Annotated in this window: 17 protein-coding genes; 3 read left to right on the top strand and 14 right to left on the bottom strand. The window is 66.9% G+C overall.

The window, feature by feature from the left end; genetic code table 11:
* Positions 1–92: 92 nt before the first annotated feature.
* On the bottom strand, positions 93–545 hold the full coding sequence (locus CEW88_RS08065) for a methyltransferase family protein (RefSeq protein WP_108965763.1): 453 nt from the start codon (positions 543–545) through the stop codon (positions 93–95).
* A gap of 316 nt (positions 546–861) precedes the next feature.
* On the opposite strand from CEW88_RS08065, the gene kynU reads away from it, so the two are divergent.
* Positions 862–2,007 carry a kynureninase gene (gene kynU, locus CEW88_RS08070; RefSeq protein WP_108967643.1) on the top strand — a complete coding sequence of 382 codons (1,146 nt, stop codon included), beginning with the start codon at positions 862–864 and terminating at the stop codon, positions 2,005–2,007.
* On the opposite strand, the gene CEW88_RS08075 is transcribed toward kynU, so the two are convergent.
* The 5 genes from CEW88_RS08075 to CEW88_RS08095 form a co-directional block, all read right to left on the bottom strand.
* Positions 2,008–2,793, bottom strand: a complete 786-nt coding sequence (locus tag CEW88_RS08075; RefSeq protein ID WP_108967646.1) for a gamma-glutamyl-gamma-aminobutyrate hydrolase family protein — start codon at positions 2,791–2,793, stop codon at positions 2,008–2,010.
* Positions 2,794–2,858: 65 nt separating this feature from the next.
* Entirely contained in the window at positions 2,859–3,287 is a 429-nt protein-coding gene (locus CEW88_RS08080) for a GlcG/HbpS family heme-binding protein (protein WP_108965765.1), read from the bottom strand.
* 130 nt (positions 3,288–3,417) lie between these two features.
* Entirely contained in the window at positions 3,418–5,571 is a 2,154-nt protein-coding gene (locus CEW88_RS08085; protein ID WP_108965767.1) for a malate synthase G, read from the bottom strand.
* 304 nt (positions 5,572–5,875) lie between these two features.
* The gene (locus tag CEW88_RS08090) at positions 5,876–7,687 is read right to left on the bottom strand and encodes an ABCB family ABC transporter ATP-binding protein/permease (protein WP_108965769.1); all 1,812 of its coding nucleotides are present in this window, start codon (positions 7,685–7,687) and stop codon (positions 5,876–5,878) included.
* A gap of 178 nt (positions 7,688–7,865) precedes the next feature.
* Positions 7,866–9,176: a LysM peptidoglycan-binding domain-containing protein gene (locus tag CEW88_RS08095; protein ID WP_108965771.1), complete on the bottom strand. Its 1,311-nt coding sequence runs from the start codon at positions 9,174–9,176 to the stop codon at positions 7,866–7,868.
* A gap of 106 nt (positions 9,177–9,282) precedes the next feature.
* On the opposite strand from CEW88_RS08095, the gene CEW88_RS08100 reads away from it, so the two are divergent.
* Positions 9,283–9,834 (top strand): TIGR00730 family Rossman fold protein, encoded by a 552-nt coding sequence (locus CEW88_RS08100; RefSeq protein WP_108965773.1) that lies wholly within the window; start codon positions 9,283–9,285, stop codon positions 9,832–9,834.
* Positions 9,835–9,926: 92 nt separating this feature from the next.
* Here CEW88_RS08100 and CEW88_RS08105 read toward each other — a convergent pair whose 3' ends face one another.
* The 7 genes from CEW88_RS08105 to CEW88_RS08135 all read right to left on the bottom strand — a co-directional run bounded on the left by CEW88_RS08105 (position 9,927) and on the right by CEW88_RS08135 (position 18,317).
* On the bottom strand, positions 9,927–10,382 hold the full coding sequence (locus tag CEW88_RS08105; RefSeq protein ID WP_108965774.1) for a baeRF12 domain-containing protein: 456 nt from the start codon (positions 10,380–10,382) through the stop codon (positions 9,927–9,929).
* 23 nt (positions 10,383–10,405) lie between these two features.
* Positions 10,406–10,633: a hypothetical protein gene (locus tag CEW88_RS08110; RefSeq protein ID WP_108965776.1), complete on the bottom strand. Its 228-nt coding sequence runs from the start codon at positions 10,631–10,633 to the stop codon at positions 10,406–10,408.
* A gap of 183 nt (positions 10,634–10,816) precedes the next feature.
* Complete coding sequence (locus tag CEW88_RS08115) at positions 10,817–11,722, bottom strand: fructose bisphosphate aldolase (protein WP_108965778.1); 906 nt, start codon at positions 11,720–11,722, stop codon at positions 10,817–10,819.
* Positions 11,723–11,824: 102 nt separating this feature from the next.
* Positions 11,825–13,183: a cytochrome P450 gene (locus CEW88_RS08120; protein ID WP_108965780.1), complete on the bottom strand. Its 1,359-nt coding sequence runs from the start codon at positions 13,181–13,183 to the stop codon at positions 11,825–11,827.
* Positions 13,180–14,430, bottom strand: coding sequence for a hypothetical protein (locus CEW88_RS08125; RefSeq protein ID WP_108965781.1), 1,251 nt, complete (start codon positions 14,428–14,430; stop codon positions 13,180–13,182). Before CEW88_RS08125 ends, CEW88_RS08120 begins: the two co-directional genes overlap by 4 nt.
* Before the next feature lie 94 nt (positions 14,431–14,524).
* Positions 14,525–15,277, bottom strand: coding sequence for a cytochrome c biogenesis CcdA family protein (locus tag CEW88_RS08130; RefSeq protein ID WP_108965783.1), 753 nt, complete (start codon positions 15,275–15,277; stop codon positions 14,525–14,527).
* 187 nt (positions 15,278–15,464) lie between these two features.
* A complete protein-coding gene (locus tag CEW88_RS08135; RefSeq protein WP_108965785.1) occupies positions 15,465–18,317 on the bottom strand; it encodes an Rne/Rng family ribonuclease in 2,853 nt (950 codons plus the stop codon).
* Between the two features lie 604 nt (positions 18,318–18,921).
* Here CEW88_RS08135 and CEW88_RS08140 point away from each other — a divergent pair.
* Complete coding sequence (locus tag CEW88_RS08140) at positions 18,922–19,740, top strand: HpcH/HpaI aldolase family protein (protein ID WP_108965787.1); 819 nt, start codon at positions 18,922–18,924, stop codon at positions 19,738–19,740.
* Between the two features lie 3 nt (positions 19,741–19,743).
* Here CEW88_RS08140 and CEW88_RS08145 read toward each other — a convergent pair whose 3' ends face one another.
* Entirely contained in the window at positions 19,744–20,616 is an 873-nt protein-coding gene (locus CEW88_RS08145; RefSeq protein ID WP_108965789.1) for an NAD(P)-dependent oxidoreductase, read from the bottom strand.
* Between the last annotated feature and the right edge of the window lie 58 nt (positions 20,617–20,674).

Genomic DNA, 20,674 nt, shown 5'->3' on the forward strand with positions numbered 1-20,674 from the left:
GTCTTGGTTGCTGTTCGGTTGACGTATGGTCTACCCGCGCGGTGCCATGCTCACAACCGGAACGATCCGGTTAAACACATGGCGAAGAAAATTCAAAGCCACCTTCTGGTTTGTGTCTCATACTTACGGAATTCCGCAACAAACTTTCGTCGCAAACGCGCCTCCTCCGGCTCGATGAAGCGCTTTTCGAGCAGCCAGACGTAAATCGGCAGCAGCACAAGCGATGGCACCGCGTCCCAGAAGAGGAGGAAGCCGGCCAGAATCATCACGTCTCCCAGATAGATAGGATTGCGCGACAGGCGGAACACGCCAGAGGTGACAAGCCGCTCCGGCTCCTGGTGCGGCATGAAGGTAGTTCGGGCGCGCCGCAGGTCCAGCAGCGCCAGCAGCGACAGTAGCACGCCGCCCCCGACCAGCAGCCCGCCCAGCAGGTCGGCCCAGACCGGGCCGAAGCCAAGCCCCAAAGGTAGCAGGCTCTTTTGCACCCAGGCAAGGCAGAGGCAGCCCAGAAGCCAGAGCGGCGGCAAATCGACTTTCCTGAGCATCCCGTCTCGCCTCCTATGCCCGCGCTGGTGTGTCTGCGCTTGTCCAACGCGCGGTTCCGATAGAGCTTTTCGATGTCTAGCGCGGTGTTGCCGCGACGTCGCGCAGGCGATATGCCGCAGCCCGATCTTGCCTCCCCGGCAAATCCCGGCCACTTTCCCCGCCAACACTCAAGGGGCCGCAGGAGGCACCGCGCGGACACCCGGGGCTCCGGGCCCGCTGCGCAGACCGGCCCCGCATTGCAGGAGGCGCATCTTGACCACCCCCACAGGCTCCATCTTCGACTGGACCAAGGAGCAGTTCCACCTTCCGCTCGGGATGATCTATCTCGACGGCAACTCGCTGGGGCCTCTGCCCAAGGCGACCCCGGCCCGCATCCAGAAGATGCTCACCGAGGAATGGGGCGAGCACCTCATCACCGGATGGAACGCCTGCAGCTGGATGGAGATGCCGACCCGTCTCGGCGACCGAATCGGCCGACTGATCGGGGCGGAGACCGGCCACACGGTGGTCGGCGACACACTGTCGATCAAGGTTTTCCAGGCGCTAGCCGCCGCCGTGGCGCTGAACCCCGGGCGCAAGGTGATCCTGTCCGACACCGGCAACTTCCCGTCGGACCTCTATATGGCCGAGGGGCTGATCGAGCTGCTGGGCGAGGACTACGAGCTGCGCCTCGCCGAGCCGCATCGGCTGGAAGAGGAAATCACCGAGGAGGTCGCCGTGCTCTTGGTGACCGAGGTCGACTACCGCACCGGTCGCCGCCACGATGTCGCTGCGCTCACCGCCAAGGCACACGAGATGGGCGCGCTGGCGATCTGGGATCTGGCGCATTCGGCCGGCGCCGTGCCGGTCGACGTGGCGGGCGGCAAGGCTGACTTCGCCGTCGGCTGCACCTACAAGTACCTCAACGCCGGCCCCGGTGCGCCCGCCTTCATCTACGTCGCCCCGCGCCACGCCGAACACGCCGAGCCGGCGCTCTCGGGCTGGCTCGGCCATGACACGCCCTTCGCCTTCGAGCGCAGCTACCGCCCCGCCCCCGGCATCGAGCGGATGCGCGTCGGCACCCCGCCGGTGATGCAGATGGCGGCGCTCGACGCGGCGCTCGACGTCTGGGACAGGCTCGACATGGCCGAGGTCCGCAAGCGCTCGCTGGCGCTGACCGGGCTGATGATCGAGGAGGTCGAAACCCACTGCCCGGGCCTCAAGCTTGCCACCCCGCGCGACAACGACATGCGCGGCAGCCAGGTCAGCTTCCGCTTCGAGCATGGCTACGCGGCGATGCAGGCGCTGATCGACCAGGGCGTGATCGGCGACTTCCGCGCCCCCGACATCATGCGCTTCGGCATCACCCCGCTCTACATCGGCGAGGACGAGGTGCGCGAGGCGGTCGAAATCCTCGCCCGCATCCTGCGCGGCGCACTCTGGGACCAGCCCAAGTACCAGCAGCGCAAGCGGGTCACCTGATCAGGCAGACGCCACCTGGGGGGCCTGGTGCCCCTCGGCCCGGCCGGCCCAGGCCCGCACAGCATCGCCGAAGGCGGTGAACAGCGGCCGCGAGACCGGATCGTTGGCGGCATCCCACTCGGGGTGCCATTGCACCGCCATGGTGAAGCCCGGCGCGCCCTTCACGTAGAGCGCCTCGGGGGTGCCGTCGGGGGCGTGTCCCTCGATCTCGATGCGCGCGCCGGGGCGGTTGATGCCCTGCCCATGCAGCGTGTTGGTCATCACCTCGGTGGCACCGAAGAGCTTGTGAAACCGCCCGCCCTCGCTCAGCGTCACCTTGTGGCGCAGGGCGAACTTCTCCTCGAGCGTGCCATCGGGGGGCATCCGGTGGTTCATCCGCCCCGGCAGGTCGCGGATCTCGGGGTAGAGCGTTCCGCCCATCGCCACGTTGACCTCCTGGAAACCGCGGCAGATGCCGAGGAACGGCTGGCCCCGCTCGACACAGGCGCGCACCAGCGGCAGAACGATGGCGTCGCGGGCGCGGTCGAAGGCGCCATGCGCCTCGGTCGCCTCCTCGCCGTATTCCTCGGGGTGCACGTTGGGCCGCCCGCCGGTGAGCAGGAAGCCGTCGCAGGTTTCCATCAGCTCCTCGACCGAGACGAACCGCGGGTCCGCCGCGACCAGCAGTGGCAGGCAGCCCGAGACGCATGACACCGCTTCGGTGTTCATCACGCCGCCCGCATGGGCGGGATAGGTCTCGTTGATCAGGTGCTGATTGCCGATGATACCGACGACGGGGCGGGTCATTTCCATGCCTCTCCTTGCCTGTTTCGGTCAAACATAAGGCACGGAGAGGCACTTAGAAAGATGGCTCAGATGAGTGCCGTCAGCCCCACCGCCTCGATGCCCGCTTTTGCGGCAGCCGCATCGTTGTCCGAGCTGTCGCCGGTGACTCCCACCGCGCCCAGAGTGCGGCCCTTGGAATCCTTGACCAATACGCCGCCCGGCACCGGGATCAGCTTGCCGCCGAACGCGCCGTTGGCGGCGGCGATGAAATAGGCCTGGCTTTCGGCCCGCGCCATCTGCGCCGAGCCGGGCATCCCCAACATCACCGCGCCATAGGCCTTGCCGAAGGCGATCTCGAAGCGCCCGGGCGAGGCGCCGTCCTGCCGCTCGAAGGCCTGCACGTGGCCGCCCTCGTCGAGCACCACCACCGACAGCGGCGCCATGCCCGCCTCTTTCCCGGCCTCGAGCGCCTTGCGGATGATCGTCCGCGCCCGGCTCAGCGAAATTCCAGCCATCTTCTCTCTCCCTGTCTTCCGGCAGACGTGCCGCGTCCGCCCTGTCTTTTAGGTGACGATATCCTCGGGGACCCGCGAGGGGGCAGACCGCCCCCTCGCGATGGCGCACATCACAGGCGCTATGCCCTGATCAGCCCGCCTTCAGCTCCAGCCGGCGCTTGTGCAGCACCGGCTCGGTGTAGCCCGAGGGCTGTACCCGGCCTTCGAAGACCAGGTCGCAGGCGGCCTTGTAGGCCACGGAGTCGAACCCCGGTGCCATCGGGGTGTAGGCCGCATCCCCGGCGTTCTGACGGTCCACCACGACGGCCATCTTCTCCATAACGCCGCGCACTTCGTCGGTGGAAACCACGCCGTGGTGCAGCCAGTTCGCCAGATGCTGCGAGGAGATGCGGCAGGTCGCGCGGTCCTCCATCAGCCCGACGTCGTGGATGTCCGGCACCTTGGAGCAGCCGACACCCTGGTCGACCCAACGCACCACGTAGCCAAGGATGCCTTGCGCGTTGTTCTCGATCTCCTCGCGGATCTCCTCGTCCGACCAGTTCGCCCCGGCGGCGACCGGGATGGTCAGCAGGTCCTCGAGCGTGCCGCGCGGACCGCCCGCGGCGATCTCGGCCTGGCGGGCAAGCACGTCGACCTGATGGTAATGCAGCGCGTGCAGCGTGGCGGCGGTGGGCGACGGCACCCAGGCGCAATTGGCCCCCGCCTTGGGATGGCCGATCTTCGCCACGAGCATGGCCTCCATCAGGTCGGGCATGGCCCACATGCCCTTGCCGATCTGCGCCTTTCCGCGCAGCCCGCAGGCGAGACCGATATCGACGTTGCGATCCTCGTAGGCGGCGATCCACTTGGTGCCCTTGATGTCGCCCTTGCGCAGCATCGGGCCCGCTTCCATCGCGGTGTGCATCTCGTCGCCGGTGCGGTCGAGGAAGCCGGTGTTGATGAAGGCCACGCGGTTCTTCGCGGCACGGATGCACTCCTTGAGGTTGGCCGAGGTGCGGCGCTCCTCGTCCATGATCCCGAGCTTCACGGTGTATTGCGGCAGGCCGAGCGATGTTTCGACGAAGCTGAAGATCTCATCGGCGAAAGCCACTTCTTCCGGCCCGTGCATCTTCGGCTTCACCACGTAGACCGAGCCTTCGGTCGAGTTGCGCGGACCGCTGTCCTTGGCCAGATCGTGCTTGGCGATGAGCGTGGTGATCATCGCGTCCATCAGCCCCTCGAAGATCTCCGAGCCGTCCTTGAGCAGGATCGCCGGGTTGGTCATCAGGTGACCGACGTTGCGTACCAGCATGAGGGCGCGGCCCTTCAGCACCAGCTCCGAGCCGTCCGGCGCGGTGTAGCTGCGGTCTGCGTTGAGGGTGCGGGTGACCTGTTTGCCGCCCTTCTCGAAGGTGTCCGACAGGTCGCCCTTCATCAGGCCGAGCCAGTTGGTGTAGGCCAGCGTCTTGTCTTCACCATCAACGCAGGCGACCGAGTCCTCGCAGTCCATGATCGCCGAGACGGCGGATTCCATCAGCACGTCCGCCAGCCCCGCGGCGTCGTCCTTACCGATGAAATGGGTGTGGTCGATGACCAGTTCTACGTGCAGCGCGTTGTTGACCAGCAGCACTGCTTCCGGGGAGGCCACCTCGCCACGGTAGCCGGCGAATTGCTCGGGCTTGGCAAGCGGCTTGCCCCCCACCAGCAGCGCGCCGCCCTCGACGGCGTATCCCGCCGCCTCGGCGTGGCTGCCGCCCGCGACCGGGAAGTTCTTGTCGAGGAAGGCCTTGGCCTTGGCGACGACCTCTTTGCCACGCGCCGCATCGAAACCACCCTTCGGCGGCAGCGAGCCCATGGCGTCGGTGCCGTAGAAGGCATCATAGAGCGAGCCCCAGCGCGCGTTGGCGGCGTTGAGCGCATAGCGCGCGTTGGTGATCGGCACCACCAGCTGCGGGCCGGGCACCGAGGCGAACTCGGGATCAGTGTTCTCGGTCTCGATGTCGAAGTCCGGCCCCTCGGGCAGCAGGTAGCCGATCTCCTCAAGGAAGGCGGTGTAGCTCGGCAGGTCGGGCACCCCGGGGTTGGCCTTGTGCCAGGCGTCGATTTGCGACTGCAGATCGTCGCGCTTGGCCAGCAGCGCCGCGTTGCGCGGGCCGAAGTCATGCGCCAGCTGCGACAGCGCCGCCCAGAAGGCATCCGCCTCGACGCCGGAGCCCGGCAGGGCCTTTTCCTCGACGAATGTGCAGAGCACCGGGTCGATCTGCAGGCCGTGGCGATCGATGCGGGCGGACGTGCTGGCAGTCATGGGAACTCCTCCTTCGGAATCTTGGTCATGTCACGTTTAGGAAACAAGTTTCCGATAGGCAACAAGGGTGGTCAAAAATTCTAACCAAAATACGCAGCTCACCCTTTGGTGGGCCAGACCTCGGCCCCCCACCATGCCTCCGGTGCCCATTTCTCTGGGTGCAAAGGATAGGCAAGGGCCGGCGCAACCGCCAAGTCCAATACGGAAATCGTCGGGCGCCAGAAAATGAAAAGAGGCGTATGCTTGCCGCATACGCCCCTTGTTTGATCCCTCCGGTCTGATCCCTCCGGCAGGCCCGCTGCGCTCAGGCCGCGCGCTCCTCGGCCTGCTGCAGCGCCCATAGTTGCGCGTAGCGCCCGGCGCGGGCGAGCAGCGCCTCGTGGGTGCCCTCCTCGACCACCTCGCCCTTTTCCAGCACGACGATGCGGTCGGCATCGGCGATGGTCGACAGGCGGTGCGCGATGGTCAGCACCGTGCGCCCCTCGCCTGCCCGGCGCAGCGCGGTCTGGATCGAGGCCTCGGTCTCGGTGTCGAGCGCCGAGGTCGCCTCGTCGAGCAGCAGGATCGGCGGATCTTTGAGCAGCGTGCGGGCGATGCCGACGCGCTGCTTCTCGCCGCCCGAGAGCTTCAGGCCGCGTTCCCCGACCATCGTGTCGTAGCCCTCGGGGAGCGAGCTGATGAACTCGTGGATCTGCGCCGACTTCGCCGCGGCGATGACCTCGGCCTCGGTGGCGTTGTCCTTGCCGTAGGCGATGTTGTAGCGGATCGTGTCGTTGAACAGCACCGTGTCCTGCGGCACCACGCCGATCGAGGCGTGCAGGCTGTCCTGCGTCACATCGCGCAGATCCTGCCCGTCGATGCGGATCGCCCCGCCCGAGACGTCGTAGAAGCGAAACATGAGCCGCCCGATGGTGGACTTGCCCGAGCCCGAGGGGCCGACCAGTGCAACGCTCTCACCCGCACCAACGCTGAGCGAGATGCCCTTGAGGATTTCCCGCTCGCGGTCGTAGCCAAAACGCACCTTGTCGAACTGCACCGCGCCGCCGCCGACGTGCAGTGCCGCGGCGCCGGGCTTGTCCGAGACCTCTGCGGGCTGGTCGAGCAGGTCGAACATCTGGCCCATGTCGACGAGGCTCTGGCGGATCTCGCGGTAGACCGTGCCGAGGAAGTTGAGCGGCATGGTGATCTGGATCATGTAGGCGTTGACCATGACGAAATCGCCCACCGTCAGGCTGCCGTTCTGCACCCCCATCGCCGCCATCACCATGACCGCCACCAGCCCGAGGTTGATGATCAGCGCCTGGCCGAAGTTCAGCATGGCGAGCGAGGTCGCGGTCTTCACCGCGGCATCCTCGTAGCCCTCCATGGCATGGTCATAGCGCGCCGCCTCGCGGTGCTCGGCGTTGAAGTATTTCACCGTCTCGAAGTTGAGCAGGCTGTCGATCGCCTTCTGGTTGGCGTCGGTGTCCTGCGCGTTCATCTTGCGGCGCAGGCGCACGCGCCATTCGGTCACCGCGAAGGTGAACCAGACGTAAAGCGCGATGGTCACCGCGACGACTGCCAGATACCACACGTCGAAGAGCCAGAAGAGCACGATGCCGACGAGCAGAAGCTCGAGCACCAGCGGGCCGACCGAGAAGAGCATGAAGCGCAGCAGGAAGTCGACGCCCTTGACCCCGCGCTCGATGATCCGGCTCAGCCCGCCAGTCTTGCGGGTGATGTGATAGCGCAGCGAGAGCCTGTGTATGTGGGTGAAGGTTTCGAGCGCCAGCTTGCGCAGCGCGCGCTGTCCGACCTTGGCAAAGACCCCGTCGCGCGCTTGCTGGAACGCGGCGTTGAGGATGCGGGCCATGCCATAGGCGAGCGTCAGCCCGACCGCGCCCAGAAGCAGCGTCGGGGTCTCGCCGCCCAGCCGGTCCACCGCCTGCTTGTAGAGCATCGGCGTGCCCACGGCGATGAGCTTGGCGGCGACCAGCATCAGCAGCGCGATCACCACCCGGCGCTTTACCCAAGGTTCGCCCTCGGGCCAGAGATAGGGCGCGACGCGGCGCATGGTCCGCAGGGCGGAGCGGCGTTCGGCGTCTTCGACGGCGGTCTGATCGGTCTCGGGAGGCATGGCTCGGCTCTCTTGGCTTGGCGGATCATGCCCTTATCGCGGCCACCGGCCGAAGGCCATAGGACCGGAGCGCACAGGCTCCTGTGCACGTCCGGCTGTGGTTTCGAGGGCAGCGTCGGAACCCCCTTTCAGGACACCCGGCTGCCGCGCGCTTCGAAGCCGGGCTCAGCGGCCGCGATCACTCGGGAAAGGCAAAGACCTGCCCCGGGTAAATCAGGTCGGGGTCGCGTATCTGCGTCTTGTTGGCCTCGAAGAGCCGCACGTAGGCCGTGCCGTCGCCGTAGCGTTCGCGGGCGATGGCCCAGAGCGTGTTGCCGGGCTGGACGGTCACCGCGGTGACCTCCTCGGCTCCCGGCAGCTCGGCGGCGGCTGCGGCAAGCTTCTCGGGCGGTTCGCGGCGGAACGGGCTCTCGGCGCGGGCCGAGACCTTGCCGCCCGCGTCGATCTGGTCCACGCGCAGCGTGTAGGTGCCCGCCGCGATCTGCGGCAGCGCCACCTGCCAGCGTCCGTCCGCGGCAACCTGCAGCGTGGTGACCTCGCTGTTGTCGAGGTAAACCCGCAGGAAGGCCTCGCCGCTGCCGCGGCCCGAGAGCGCGACGCCGCCCTCGTCATCGTAGGTGATCGCGTCTATGGCCACGCCTCCCGGCGCCATGGCCTGGGCGCTCTGCATCACCTCGACACCGCCCGCATCCTGCAGCAGCACGGTAGGCGCGGCCTGCTCCTGGCGGCCGCCGGTCTCGACCGAGGCAAGCTCGGTGCCCTCACCCGCCTCGGTGCCCTCCTCCGCCACAATCGACGGTGCGGGCGGGGTGAGGATCACTTCCTGTCCCGACTCTATTTCGTGGCCATTCAAGCGCATGAGCAGACGTAGCACCTGCGGCTCGGTCGCGGCGGGAAGATCGAAGAAGGCGGCGAAACGCCCGTCGCCTCCGACGGGGCTCGTGAGTTCCTCCTTGCCGTCGAGCAGCAGGACGACCTCACTGCCCGGCTCGGCGCGGCCCGCCACGGTCACCAGCCCGCCGGGCTCGGCGCGGACGAGGTCGAAGCTGGGCACCGCCGGTCCGGCCGGCGCCTCGGCGCTGCTGGCGGGCGCCTCGGTGCTCGGCGGCTCCGTCACGCGCGTCTCGCCTTCAGCAGGGGCGACCATCGCGATCTCTGGCTCAACCCCCGGCTCAAGAGCAGTGGGCTCTGCGCCATCGGTTTTTGGGTCCGCACCCTTGCCCTGTTCGGTCCCTGAGGGCGCGGCGGCCTCGGCGACCTCCTCCGGACCGGGTGCAGGAGCCTCTGCGGTTTGCTCCGGCGCTCCGGCTGGTGCGCCAGATGCCGGAGCGGTATCCTTGGTTTGAGACACGGCGGGCTGTTCGGTCACCGGCATCACGGCCGGAAGGCTCCATTTGGTGGGTTTCGGTCCGATCACCCCGCTTAGGTAGAGCGCACCGGCAACAGCCGCCGCACCCACGCCGATCCAGACCCAGAGTTTCTCGTTCATCTCGTTATCCCACACACGGCGCTCCACCCATCCACATGAGCGCGGTTGAGAACCTATAACAATCCCGTTATCACCCGTCAAAACAGCATTTTTTTGGATTATCCACATGACCGCCAGATCTGTCTGCATTTATTGCGGCTCGCGCCACGGTACTGCATCCAGCTACGCCGCCGATGCCAAATTGCTCGGCACATCCATTGCACAACAAGGATGGCGACTTGTCTATGGCGCCGGCGACGTCGGGCTGATGGGAGAGGTCGCGCGCGCCGCGCAGGAGGCTGGCGGGGACACGTTCGGGGTCATCCCGACGCACCTTCTGTCGCGCGAGGTGGGCAAGACCGACCTCACCCGCTTCGTGATCACCGAGACCATGCACGAGCGCAAGAAGGTCATGCTGATGAACGCCGACGCGGTGGTGCTGATGCCCGGCGGCGCGGGCAGCCTCGACGAGTTCTTCGAGGCGCTGACATGGCGTCAGCTCGGGTTGCACGACAAGCCGATCGTGCTGCTCGACACCGAGGGCTTCTGGGGGCCGCTGAAGGTGCTGCTCGACCACGTCGTGGCGCAGGGCTTCGCCGAGGCCTCGCTTCTGGATTTCGTGCACTGCGCGGAGAGCCCAGAGGGGGTGATGGAGATCCTCGCACGCGAGCTGGCCTGAGGCGGCACGTGAGAAAAGGCGCTTAAAGCTCTGACAAAAAAGAAAACGCCGCCCTATTGGAGCGACGTTTTGCATTCGATCTAGCGGCGCGATCAGGCCGGAGCGAACTCATCGCGGAGCAATTTCTCGATCTTGTCGAGCGGATGGTTGGTCAACGTCTTGTCGACTTCCGCCACGACCTTGTCGGCGACTTCCTTGTGCAGCTTGGCCCGCAATTCGCCCAGCGTGGCGGGCGGAGCGACCAGCACGATGCGCTCGAAACGGCCTTTGTGGGCCAGCTTATAGAGTATGTCCGCCAATTCGTCGGCGAAGCGTTCCTTGGCCAGTTCGTGCCAGTCGGTGTCATCGAGCGCCGACTTCTGGCCCGGCCCGCCGTCGTTCATCCTGCCGGGCCGATTGGCCGATTGCTCTCGATCCGAGGGGTTCTCCTGGGTCTCGATGCGCACAACGTTCAGGTCGGGATCCTGCTCGTCGACGTCGTTGCGCAAGAACAGCGCTTTTTCGCCGTCCGCGACCAGAACCCAGGTGCCATTGGTGAGAATCGCCATCGTGTTTCCTCCTTGGGGTCTCTTCAGACCTTTTCCTTGTCGCCGCTTTTGTCCTGATCCTGCGCCAGTGCGCGCGTGGCTCCGGCGGAGGTCTCATCCACGCGCTTTTCCTCGTCGCGGGTGCCGACCTTGCGGGCGATCTCGCCGCCGTCGCGGCCCTGCTGCGCGGTGGCGCCCGGCGTGACCGGCTGGCCGTCGAGGAGTTCTGCGGTTTCGCTGCGCCCGTCCTGCGATCTCTTGCGTTCAGACATGGGGTTCTCCTTTGCATCTGTATCCACAACGCAAGGATGTGCGTCCGCGTTCCACCCGCAGCACCCGGCAGGGCTCACGCCCGGTCACGCCCGCGCGGGGCCAAACGACAACACCCGGCCCCTCTGGAAGAGGCCGGGTGTGCTTGGCCCGTCCGGGCCGCTCGCGATCGGGCGTTCAGCAGCTCAGAGCGACGCCTGGTAGATCTTGTCGATGTTGCTGCCCAAAAGCGCGTTGAACTCATCGTCCGACTGCTTCTTCGACAGGCCCTCGGCCAGCGCGCGGCTGAAGGAGGCGATCATCTTGCTGTTCTTCGACAGGCGCTCGCAGGCATCGTCGGTGCTGTAGCCGCCCGAGAGCGCCACCACGCGCACCACGCGCGGATGATCGGCGAGACCGTCGTAGAGACCGGCGATCGAAGGGATGGTCAGCTTGATCATCACATCCTCGCCATCGTCCAGCGTGTCGAGGTGCACCTTGAGCGCCGCCTCGAGCATCTTCTCGGCCTCTTCCTTGTTTTCGGAGTGGATGTTCACCTCCGGCTCGAGGATCGGCACCATGCCCGCGGCGATGACCGCGCGGCCGACTTCGAACTGCTGCGCGACCACGGCCTCGATCCCTTCGGCATTCGCCTCGTGGATCACCGAGCGTTCCTTCGTGCCGAAAATGCCGAAGTTCTGCGCCGCGTCGCTCAGCAGCTCTTCGAGGCCCGGCATGGGCTTCATCACCTGCACGCCGTTCTCCTGATCCGCCAGACCCTTGTCGATCTTCAGGAAGGGCACCACGCCGCGCTTTTCCCAAAGGTACTGGGCGGTCGGAAGACCCTCGATCTCGCCGCGCATGGTGCGCTCGAAGAGGATCGCGCCGAGCACCTTGTCATTGGTAAAGTCGGGTGCAGTGATGATGCGCGTGCGCATCTTGTGGATCTCGCCGTACATCTCGGCTTCGCCGTTGTACTCGCTTTCCTCGACGCCGTACTGAAGCAGCGCTTTGGGGGTCGAGCCGCCAGACTGGTCGAGCGCGGCGATGAAGCCCTTGCCCGTTGCCATCTGGTCTTTTTGCTTTGCAAAAACGGCCTTGTCCTGTGCCATGGAAGATCCTCTGTAAGATCGTTAAAATTGGATTACCAAAGACTTAGCCCAAGCCGCACGCATTGGGTAGCGCCAAGCGCGCGTTTATCGCTACCATTAGCGCTAGCGGGGCGAGATGCGCAGCCATATGCCGTCGCGCGCCCGCACCGTGAGAAAGGCCACCGGCTCCGGGGTCTTCCCGGGCACGATCTCCAGCTTCAGGTCGCGCAGGATCAGCGAGAGCAGCAGCACCCCCTCGACCATGGCAAAGCCGGCCCCGGTGCAGACCCGCGGACCCGCGGAAAACGGCATGTAGGCCTCTCGCGCGCAGTGCTTGCCATTCGCAGTGCCCCAACGGGCCGGGTCGAAGCCGTGGGGATTGTCCCAGAGCCTTTCGTGCCGGTGCTGGTGCCAGGGGCTGAGCACCACCTGCGCGCCCTTCGGCAGATCGCGATCGCGAAATCGCTCGGGACAGGTGGTTTCGCGCACCATCATCGGCACCGGCGGGTAGAGCCGCAGTGCCTCGCGGAAGACGTCGCGCGAGACGCGGAGCTTGGCGATATCGGCAAAGTCCGGCGTGTCGCCGAGCGCCTGCGCCTCCGAAGCGAGCCGCTCCTGCCACTCGGGATGCGCCGCCACCAGCCAAAGCGCCCAGGCCAGCGCCGAGGCCGAGGTCTCGTGCCCGGCAAGAAAGAAGATCGCCACCTGGTCGACCATCTCCGAGGTGCTGAAGCGCGCGCCGGTCTGCGGGTCGGTGGTGGTCATGATCTTTGTCGCAAGATCATCTGGCGCGCGGCCCGCGGCGATCTCGGCCTGCCGCGCGGCGGTCAACTCGGTGATCAGCCCCCGGATGCGCCGCGCCGCCGATCGCGTCGAGCGGCGATGAAACCGCGGCATCCAGCGCGGCAGCGGCAGGAAGGCGGCAAGGTTCAGGATCGGCTGCGTGCGCTGGTAGGCGCGGAACGCGTGAAAAACCTCCTGCGCCACCGCGTGCTCGATCGGCAGCGAGAAAAGCGTGCGGAAGATCACGTCGGCGGCGGCGTGGCTGGTGTGTTCCTCGATCTCGACCTCGGCCCCCGCGCCGACCTCTGTCTTAAGCCGCGCCAGCGCCGCCTGCGCCGCCTGCCACATGGCCGGATAGGTCTCTTTCAGTCGCCCGCCCTCGAAGGCCGGGTCGATGATCCGGCGCTGCCGCTGCCAGGTCTCGCCATTGGTGAGGAATACCGAATTGCCCAGCAGCGGCCGCAGCCCCTCGGCGATGCGCCCGGACTTGGGGAAGTCCATGGGCCGGTCCCTCAGCACGGTCCTCACCAGCTCGGGCTGGTTGATCAAGTAGGAGCGGAAGAAGGGCGTGCGGAACTCGGCCATCCACGCCCGGTAGAGCCGGGAGGGCTGCGCCGACAGAAGGTCGGCCCGAAAGAGTTTCAGATAGCGCAGCAGCGAGACCTTGTCGGGACGGGATTTCGGCTTGGGGGGGATCATAAGGCGCGGGTTCCGGAGCCGGCGGGCTCGGTGGACGCAAACCGATTGACCGGCGTCTCCAGTCGGCTCGCCGAGGGCGGCCGCTGCGCGTAGCGCGCCGCCAGCGTCATCGGCCCGGCGGTGACGCGGAAATAGTCGTAGTCCAGCGGCGCGTCGAAGGCGCAGAGATACTGGAAGTGCAGCCGGAAGAAGCGCCAGCGCAACTCCTTCCAGCGCGCCGGGCTGAGCGAGCGGGTGAACTGCGCCGAGAAGACCAGCGGCCACTGCTTGCCCTCGGGCGCCACACCCGAGACGGCCACCGGATCGCAGAGTGCAAAGGCGCAGCCATCTCCGGGCGCGGTGACATCGACCCATGTCAGCTCGGCCCGGGTCGAAAGATAGGCAAGGTCCGCCCGCAGCCGCCACGCCCCGCGCAGGAAGGAGACCATAGGCACCACCTGCCCGAGGCTCAGGAAGGCCAGCTTCGGCCCCTCGGCGGACACCCTGCCCGACCGGATCAGATCGGCAAGGACCGACACCGCAAGATGCGCGCCCGAGCTGTGGCCGACCACCAGAACCTCATCGACATCCTTGCGCAGCGCCATCGCAATGGTCTCGCCGAACTGCGCCATTCGGGCCTCGAGCTCGGGCGGGGTCGCCCCCCGGTGACGGGCGGAATAGGCATAATCGTGCATGAGATAATAGGCGAAGAGCTTGCCGTCCTTGCGCTGGAACCAGCGCAGCAGCCCCCAGATGGCCGCCAGCGCCAAGCCGCCACCGAGCAGCCGCGCCGCAGGACCGATCCAGGGCGCGGCGCGCACCGCCAGCGCGTAGACCGCCCATCCCGCGCAGAGCGCCAATGCCAGTTGCAGCAGCAGCATCCCCACCGGGTAGAGCGCCGCGATCACCGGCCCCTTGCGCAGCCGCATCAACCGGAAGAGCGCGCCAGTAGAGATATACTCCCACGCCGTGAGCAGAAGTTGCAGGTAGGTCGCGGGGACGGAATTCGACATGCTCGACCGGACGATGTCGGACCAGACCAGCACCTCGACATCCGCCGCGACCTGCGCCCCGTCCATCTCGGCCTCGACGTGCCAGCCATAGGCGCCGCCGCCGGTCTTGGGGCTCAGCGACAGCGCATAGCCCGAGATCGCTGCCTGCGCCGCGCCCTCCTTGCGGTAGAGCTCGCGGTAGCGGCGCGGGTGAATGGGATCGTAGCCGGGGATGTAGAACACCCGCCTGCGCGCAACCCTGTCGCTGTCCCTCATACCGGTGCCCTCGTTCCCCTGACCGGACGATGCCTGCGGCGGGCGCCAAGGGCAAGACGGTGGTGAAACGAGGCGGCGCGGGTGTGGCTCGGGATCAGCCGAGCTGGCCGAGGGCCGGGAAGGTCTCGAGAAGCCAGAAGGAGAAGGCCGAGAAGGCGCCGGTCAGCAGCGCGAGGCCGACAACGATGAGCAGCACGCCCATGATCCGCTCGATAGTCTTCATGTGGCGCTTGAGCCGGTTCATCAGCCCCATGGCACGGCTCAGGAAGATCGCCGCCAGCAGAAACGGCAGCCCCAGACCGAGCGCGTAGACCCCCAGCAGTAGCGTTCCCCGGGCGACCGAGGCCTCGGTCGCGGCGAGCGACAGGATCGCGCCGAGCTGCGGGCCGATGCAGGGCGTCCAGCCGAAGGCGAAGGCCAGGCCCAGCAGGTAGGCGCCAAAAGCCGAGCCGCCCGCCTCGCCCGCGTCCAGCCGCGCCTCGCGGTCGAGGAAGGGAATGCGGAAGACATGCAGGAAATGCAGCCCGAAGACGATCACCACCACACCCGAGATCCGCGCCAGAAGGATCTGGTTCTGCAAGAAGAAGGTGCCGAGCCAGGAGGCGGTGAAGCCCAGCAGGATAAAGACAGTCGACAGCCCCAGCACGAAAAAGAGAGCCGCGATGAAGGCGCGCCAGCGGGCGCTGCCTCCGGCCTGCATCTCCTGCAGCGACACGCCCGACATGAAGGCGAGATAGGGCGGCACGATGGGCAGAACGCAGGGGCTCAGGAACGAGATAACCCCCCCGAAAAGCGCCACGATCATGGCAGGGAGCAGGCTTGCGTCGATGATCTCGATTCCGAACATGCCCTCCGAATAGGCGATCAGGCGCGCCTCGTCACGCGGCAGCGCCTCACGTCTGCGTTCCCCGGCTGAAATGATGTGCGCGGGCCACGCCCCGCCCGCGCCGCCCGCCCCGCAAGCGACGGTTCCTGAACGCAAAACGCCCCGGCGCTCGGGCCGGGGCGTTTTCTCTAGCTCTGTCGGCGGGGCCTCAGCGGCTCCACCAGCCCCTGCGCTTGGGCTTGGACGCGTCGTCCGCCTCGGCGGCGACGGGCTCCGGGGTGCGCTCGGGCTCGGGCTCGGCCTTGGCCTCCTCGGCGACGGGCACTTCAGCGACCTCTTGAGCCACCTCGTCGGCAACCGGGGCATCGCCCTCGGTTTCGACCGGGGTGTCCTTGGACGTTTCCGCGGCGGCCTCTGCAGGCGCCTCAGCGACCGGTGCATTGACGGCGGTTTCGGTCACCTCTGCGGGCGCAGCCGCCTCTTCGGCAACCGGTTGTTCCACCGGTGTCTCTGCGGGGGCCTCGGCTTCGACAGGCGCTTCCACCGCAGCTTCGACCACACCCGGTTCGGGCTGGGCTTCGACCGGGGTTTCAGCCGGCGCTTCCTCAGCGGCGACCACGGTCACCTCGGGCTCGGCCTTCTTTCGGCTGCGCGAGCGGCGGGTCCGCTTGGGCTTCTCGGCGGACGCCTCCTCGGCGGCGGGAGCATCCGCGGCTTCGGCTTGAGCCGGAGCCTCTGCCGGAGTTTCTGGCGCAGCCTCGGCGACCTCCTCGGCGGCCACTTGGCGCACCGCTTCGCCGTGCGCCTCGGGCTTGGCCTCGCTGTTGCCCTCGTCGTCAGCACCGGTCTCGTCGCCGTTCTGACCATCCCGGTTCTTCGACCGCGAGCGGCGGCGGCGGCGGCGGCGCTTCTTGGGCTTGCCGTCGGAATCCTCGTCGCTGGACCCATTGTCGCCGGACCCATTGTCGCTGTCGGTCTCGGACTGTGCCTTGGCTTCGGCCTCCGCCTCGATCAGTTCCTCGTCCTCGTCTTCCTCGCCGGGGTAATCCTCGTCGACTTGGTCCATGAGCGAGGCGGTCGCCGAGACCACCGGCGCAACCACTTCGGGCACGTTGCGCGTCGCGGTCTTGAACTTCTCCATCGAGAAGTCGGGGCTGACGAGATGCGTGTCCCCCTCGATGCGCACGGCCATGCCGTAGCGCGCCTCGATCTGGGCGACGTGTTCGCGCTTTTGGTTCATCAGGTAGTTGGCGATGCCCACCGGGCATTTCACCAGCACCTCGCGGGAGCGGCGGCGCACGCCCTCTTCCTCGATCTGGCGCAGGATGTTCAGCGCCATGTTGTCATCCGAGCGGATCAGGCCGGTGCCGTGGCAGGCCGCGCAGGGCTGCGTGGTGGCCTCGATCATGCCCGGGCGCAGGCGCTGGCGCGACATCTCGAGAAGGCCGAAGCCCGAGATGCGGCCGACCTGGATGCGGGCGCGGTCGGTCTTGAGCTTGTCCTTCAGCTTCTTCTCGACGGCGGCGTTGTTCTTGCGCTCTTCCATGTCGATGAAGTCGATGACGATGAGGCCGGCAAGGTCGCGCAGACGCAGCTGGCGCGCCACTTCTTCGGCGGCCTCCAGGTTGGTCTTCAGCGCGGTCTCCTCGATCGAGCCTTCCTTGGTGGCCCGGCCCGAGTTCACGTCGATCGCCACCAGCGCCTCGGTGACGCCGATCACGATGTAGCCGCCGGATTTCAGCTGCACGGTCGGGTTGAACATGCCGCCGAGGTAGGTCTCGACCTGGTAGCGCGCGAAGAGCGGCATCGGGTCGAGGTAGTGCTTCACGTTCTTCGCGTGGGACGGCATGATCATCTTCATGAAGTCCTTGGCGTTGCGGTAGCCGCGCTCGCCTTCCACGTGCACCTCGTCGATCTCGCGGTTGTAGAGGTCGCGGATCGAGCGCTTAATGAGATCGCCCTCTTCGTAGATTTTCGCGGGCGCCACCGATTGCAGCGTCAGCTCGCGGATCTGCTCCCAGAGGCGTTGCAGGTATTCGTAGTCGCGCTTGATCTCGGTCTTGGTGCGCTTGGCGCCGGCGGTCCGGATGATCAGCCCCGCGCCTTTCGGCACGTCGATGCTCTGCGCGATCTCCTTCAGCTTCGAGCGGTCGGCAGCATTGGTGATCTTGCGCGAGATGCCACCGCCACGGGCGGTGTTCGGCATCAGCACGCAGTAGCGACCGGCGAGCGACAGATAGGTGGTCAGCGCCGCGCCCTTGTTGCCGCGCTCTTCCTTGACGACCTGCACCAGCAGGATCTGGCGGACCTTGATCACTTCCTGGATCTTGTACTTCCGCGCCCGCGGCTTGCGCGCCGGGCGGATGTCTTCCTCGGTGTCGTCGTCGGCGACGGACTCGATGCTATCATCCGACTTCGCCGCGTCGAGCTCGTGGTCATCGTCCTGATCGTCGGCCTCGGGCGCTTCGTCCGGCGCCTTGAGATCGGTCTCTTCGGCGACGGGCTCCTCGACCGGGGTTTCGGCCACGGTTTCCATCGGCGACAGACCTTCGTCGTCGCGCGTGTCGAGAACATCATCCCCGAGGTCGATGGTTTCCATGCCCGAGATGCCCTCGGACACGTCGCCCGAGACCTCTTCCGAGACTTCGCCGGTGACCAGCTTGTCGCCGGTGCTCGCCTGCTCCGCCTTGCTGCGCGAGCGCGAGCGGCGGGTGCGCGACCGCGCGTTCTTCGAGCGCGACTTTTCCTTGTCGTCCTCGTCCTCTTCGGCCGCCAGAGCAGCCTCTTCCTCCATCAGCGCCTGACGGTCGGCAACGGGGATCTGGTAGTAGTCGGGATGGATTTCCGAGAAGGCGAGGAAGCCGTGGCGGTTTCCGCCGTAATCCACGAAGGCTGCCTGCAGCGAGGGCTCGACCCTGGTGACTTTCGCCAGGTAGATATTGCCTGCTAGCTGGCGCTTGTTTTCCGATTCAAAATCGAATTCCTCGACCTTGTTTCCGTCGACCACCACAACGCGGGTCTCTTCCGCGTGGGTGGCATCGATGAGCATTTTCTTTGCCATGTTTTCCGTGTGCACGGCACATGCGCCAGAAACCCGGGCGGAGCCGGGCTGCGAGGTGATGTGGCGTGGCTTGTCTGGGCGGTGAGCGGCGCGCAGGCACGGGAAGACAATCTGTCTTCGCCCAGGTGCCTGATCTGCGTCGCGCGCTTCATCGCGGTTCTTCTCCGACACCGTCAGGGCGAAACGCCTCGCGGTGCCTTGTTGCGGCCCGTCGCCTTGGGCGGTCCGGGCAATGTGCTTGGCCTTGCGGCCTGATCGGTCTGCCCGGGGTCCTGTGGCGGACGGCTCCGAAGCAGCGAAACTCTTTGGCACAGTGTCACGCGGATGGCGCAAAACCCACTGGCCTAATGGGTACCATAGGGGAATCGCCGCCCCAATGACAATATGGAATGTGACGGCTGCATGATTTCATCCACAGGGCTGCCGCCATCTCGCGCGGTCGCGGCGCCCCGCCTTAGACACCCGCCCTGCCCGCCGCGGACCCCGGTGATCCCGCCCGCGCATTTTTGGTATACCACATCTATTGACCTTGCGTCGCGCTGCGTATTCAACTCGGCCCGACCTGCCCCGGACACATCGCCGCGGCACAGACGAGGAGAACTTCATGACCGGAAGAAACAGGCTCAAGGCGCGGCTCAGGGCCGGAGAAACGGTCACCGCGGCCTGGTTCGAGCTGGGCTCGCCCGAGGTGGCCGAGCTGCTGGTCTACAGCGGCTGGGACGTGCTGGTGATCGATTGCGAGCATGGCTCGGCGGGGCTCGAGGCGGGGTTGAACCTGCTGCGCGCAGTCGAGGGGGCCGGCGGCGAGGCGGTGATCCGCGTGCCCGACGCATCCGAGGCGACGCTGAAGCGCGCGCTCGACCGCGGCGCCCGCTCGATCATGGTGCCGATGGTGCATACCGCCGAGATGGCGCGCGAGATCGCTTCCTACTGCCTCTATGCGCCGCGCGGACGGCGGGGCTACGCCGCCCCCATCGTACGGGCCACCAACTGGGGCAACCTGCCCGGCTATGGTGCCACCGCGCATGAAGAGCTGCTGCTGATGGCGCAGGTCGAGCATGTGGACACGGTGGCGGAAGTCGCCGAGATCGCCAAGGTCGAGGGCATCGACATGGCCTTCGTCGGCCCAAACGATTTCGCCGCCTCCATGGGCCTGCTCGAGCAGACCGAGCACCCCGACGTCCGCGCCAAGATCGCCGAAGCGGAAAAGGCGGCGCTCGACGGCGGGCTTCTGCTCGGCACGATCACCGGCGTCGCTGGTCCGGGCCGAGGCTACGGCGAGCTGCGCGAGGCGGGGTATCGCTTCATCGTCGGCCCGAACGACGTTGGCCTTCTGGCCGGGGCCGCCCGTGCCGCAAAGGCGCAGGCCGCCGACGCGCTTGGCGAGGCGGCACCAGAGACCGCCCCGCGCGCGAGCTACTGAGGCTCAGTCGAAGGCCTTGAGACGCTTGATCAGCGAGGACGTGTCCCAGCGGCCGCCGCCCATGGACTGCACGTCCTTGTAGAACTGGTCCACCAGCGCCGTCACCGGCAGCGAGGCGCCGATCTCGTTGCCGGTGGCAAGGCAGATGCCCAGATCCTTGCGCATCCAGTCCACCGCGAAGCCATGCTCGAACTTGTCGTCGAGCATCGTCTCGAACCGGTTCACCATCTGCCACGAGCCTGCCGCGCCGCCGCCAATCACCTCGACCACCGCGCGTCCGTCGATCCCCGCCTTCTCGGCAAAGGCCAGGCCCTCCGAGAGCCCCTGCACCAGCCCGGCGATGCAGATCTGGTTGACCATCTTGCACAGCTGGCCCGCGCCGCTGTCGCCGAGGCGCTTGCACATCTTGGCATAGGCGTCGATCACCGGCTCGGCGGCGTCATAGTCGCCCTGATCGCCCCCGCACATCACCACGAGCTGGCCATTTTCGGCGCCCGCCTGGCCACCCGAGACCGGCGCGTCGACGAAACCGAAGCCGTTGTCCTTGGCCACCTGCCAAAGCTCGCGGGTGACCATCGACGACACCGTGGTGTGATCCACAAAGACCGCGCCCTCGCCCATGCCGGCAAAGGCGCCTTCCGCGCCGAGGCAGACCCCGCGCAGGTCGTCGTCATTGCCGACGCAGGCCATGACAAAATCGGCGCCCTCCGCCGCCTCGCGCGGCGTCGGGGCCATCTTGCCCCCGAATTCGGTGACCCATTTGTCGGCTTTCGCGGCGGTGCGGTTGTAGACGGTCACCTCGTGACCGGCCTTGGCCATATGCCCCGCCATGGGGTACCCCATCACGCCAAGCCCCAGAAATGCGCATTTCGCCATGGATCAACCTCCTGTTACGTTTGTCGTTGCGGGAGTTGTCGCGCCTCGCCCGCCCCTT

Source organism: Alloyangia pacifica (assembly GCF_003111685.1).
Taxonomy (GTDB): domain Bacteria; phylum Pseudomonadota; class Alphaproteobacteria; order Rhodobacterales; family Rhodobacteraceae; genus Salipiger; species Salipiger pacificus_A.

Bases quoted from the DNA above. Each gene is read 5' to 3' on its own strand.
- CEW88_RS08080 (WP_108965765.1), bottom strand. From the start codon at position 3,287: ATGGCTGGAATTTCGCTGAGCCGGGCGCGGACGATCATCCGCAAGGCG.
- CEW88_RS08145 (WP_108965789.1), bottom strand. From the start codon at position 20,616: ATGGCGAAATGCGCATTTCTGGGGCTTGGCGTGATGGGGTACCCCATG.
- CEW88_RS08140 (WP_108965787.1), top strand. From the start codon at position 18,922: ATGACCGGAAGAAACAGGCTCAAGGCGCGGCTCAGGGCCGGAGAAACG.
- CEW88_RS08130 (WP_108965783.1), bottom strand. From the start codon at position 15,277: ATGTTCGGAATCGAGATCATCGACGCAAGCCTGCTCCCTGCCATGATC.
- CEW88_RS08125 (WP_108965781.1), bottom strand. From the start codon at position 14,430: ATGAGGGACAGCGACAGGGTTGCGCGCAGGCGGGTGTTCTACATCCCC.
- CEW88_RS08100 (WP_108965773.1), top strand. From the start codon at position 9,283: ATGACCGCCAGATCTGTCTGCATTTATTGCGGCTCGCGCCACGGTACT.
- CEW88_RS08090 (WP_108965769.1), bottom strand. From the start codon at position 7,687: ATGCCTCCCGAGACCGATCAGACCGCCGTCGAAGACGCCGAACGCCGC.
- CEW88_RS08110 (WP_108965776.1), bottom strand. From the start codon at position 10,633: ATGTCTGAACGCAAGAGATCGCAGGACGGGCGCAGCGAAACCGCAGAA.
- CEW88_RS08075 (WP_108967646.1), bottom strand. From the start codon at position 2,793: ATGACCCGCCCCGTCGTCGGTATCATCGGCAATCAGCACCTGATCAAC.
- CEW88_RS08085 (WP_108965767.1), bottom strand. From the start codon at position 5,571: ATGACTGCCAGCACGTCCGCCCGCATCGATCGCCACGGCCTGCAGATC.
- CEW88_RS08120 (WP_108965780.1), bottom strand. From the start codon at position 13,183: ATGATCCCCCCCAAGCCGAAATCCCGTCCCGACAAGGTCTCGCTGCTG.
- CEW88_RS08095 (WP_108965771.1), bottom strand. From the start codon at position 9,176: ATGAACGAGAAACTCTGGGTCTGGATCGGCGTGGGTGCGGCGGCTGTT.
- CEW88_RS08105 (WP_108965774.1), bottom strand. From the start codon at position 10,382: ATGGCGATTCTCACCAATGGCACCTGGGTTCTGGTCGCGGACGGCGAA.
- CEW88_RS08065 (WP_108965763.1), bottom strand. From the start codon at position 545: ATGCTCAGGAAAGTCGATTTGCCGCCGCTCTGGCTTCTGGGCTGCCTC.
- CEW88_RS08135 (WP_108965785.1), bottom strand. From the start codon at position 18,317: ATGGCAAAGAAAATGCTCATCGATGCCACCCACGCGGAAGAGACCCGC.
- CEW88_RS08115 (WP_108965778.1), bottom strand. From the start codon at position 11,722: ATGGCACAGGACAAGGCCGTTTTTGCAAAGCAAAAAGACCAGATGGCA.
- kynU (WP_108967643.1), top strand. From the start codon at position 862: ATGATCTATCTCGACGGCAACTCGCTGGGGCCTCTGCCCAAGGCGACC.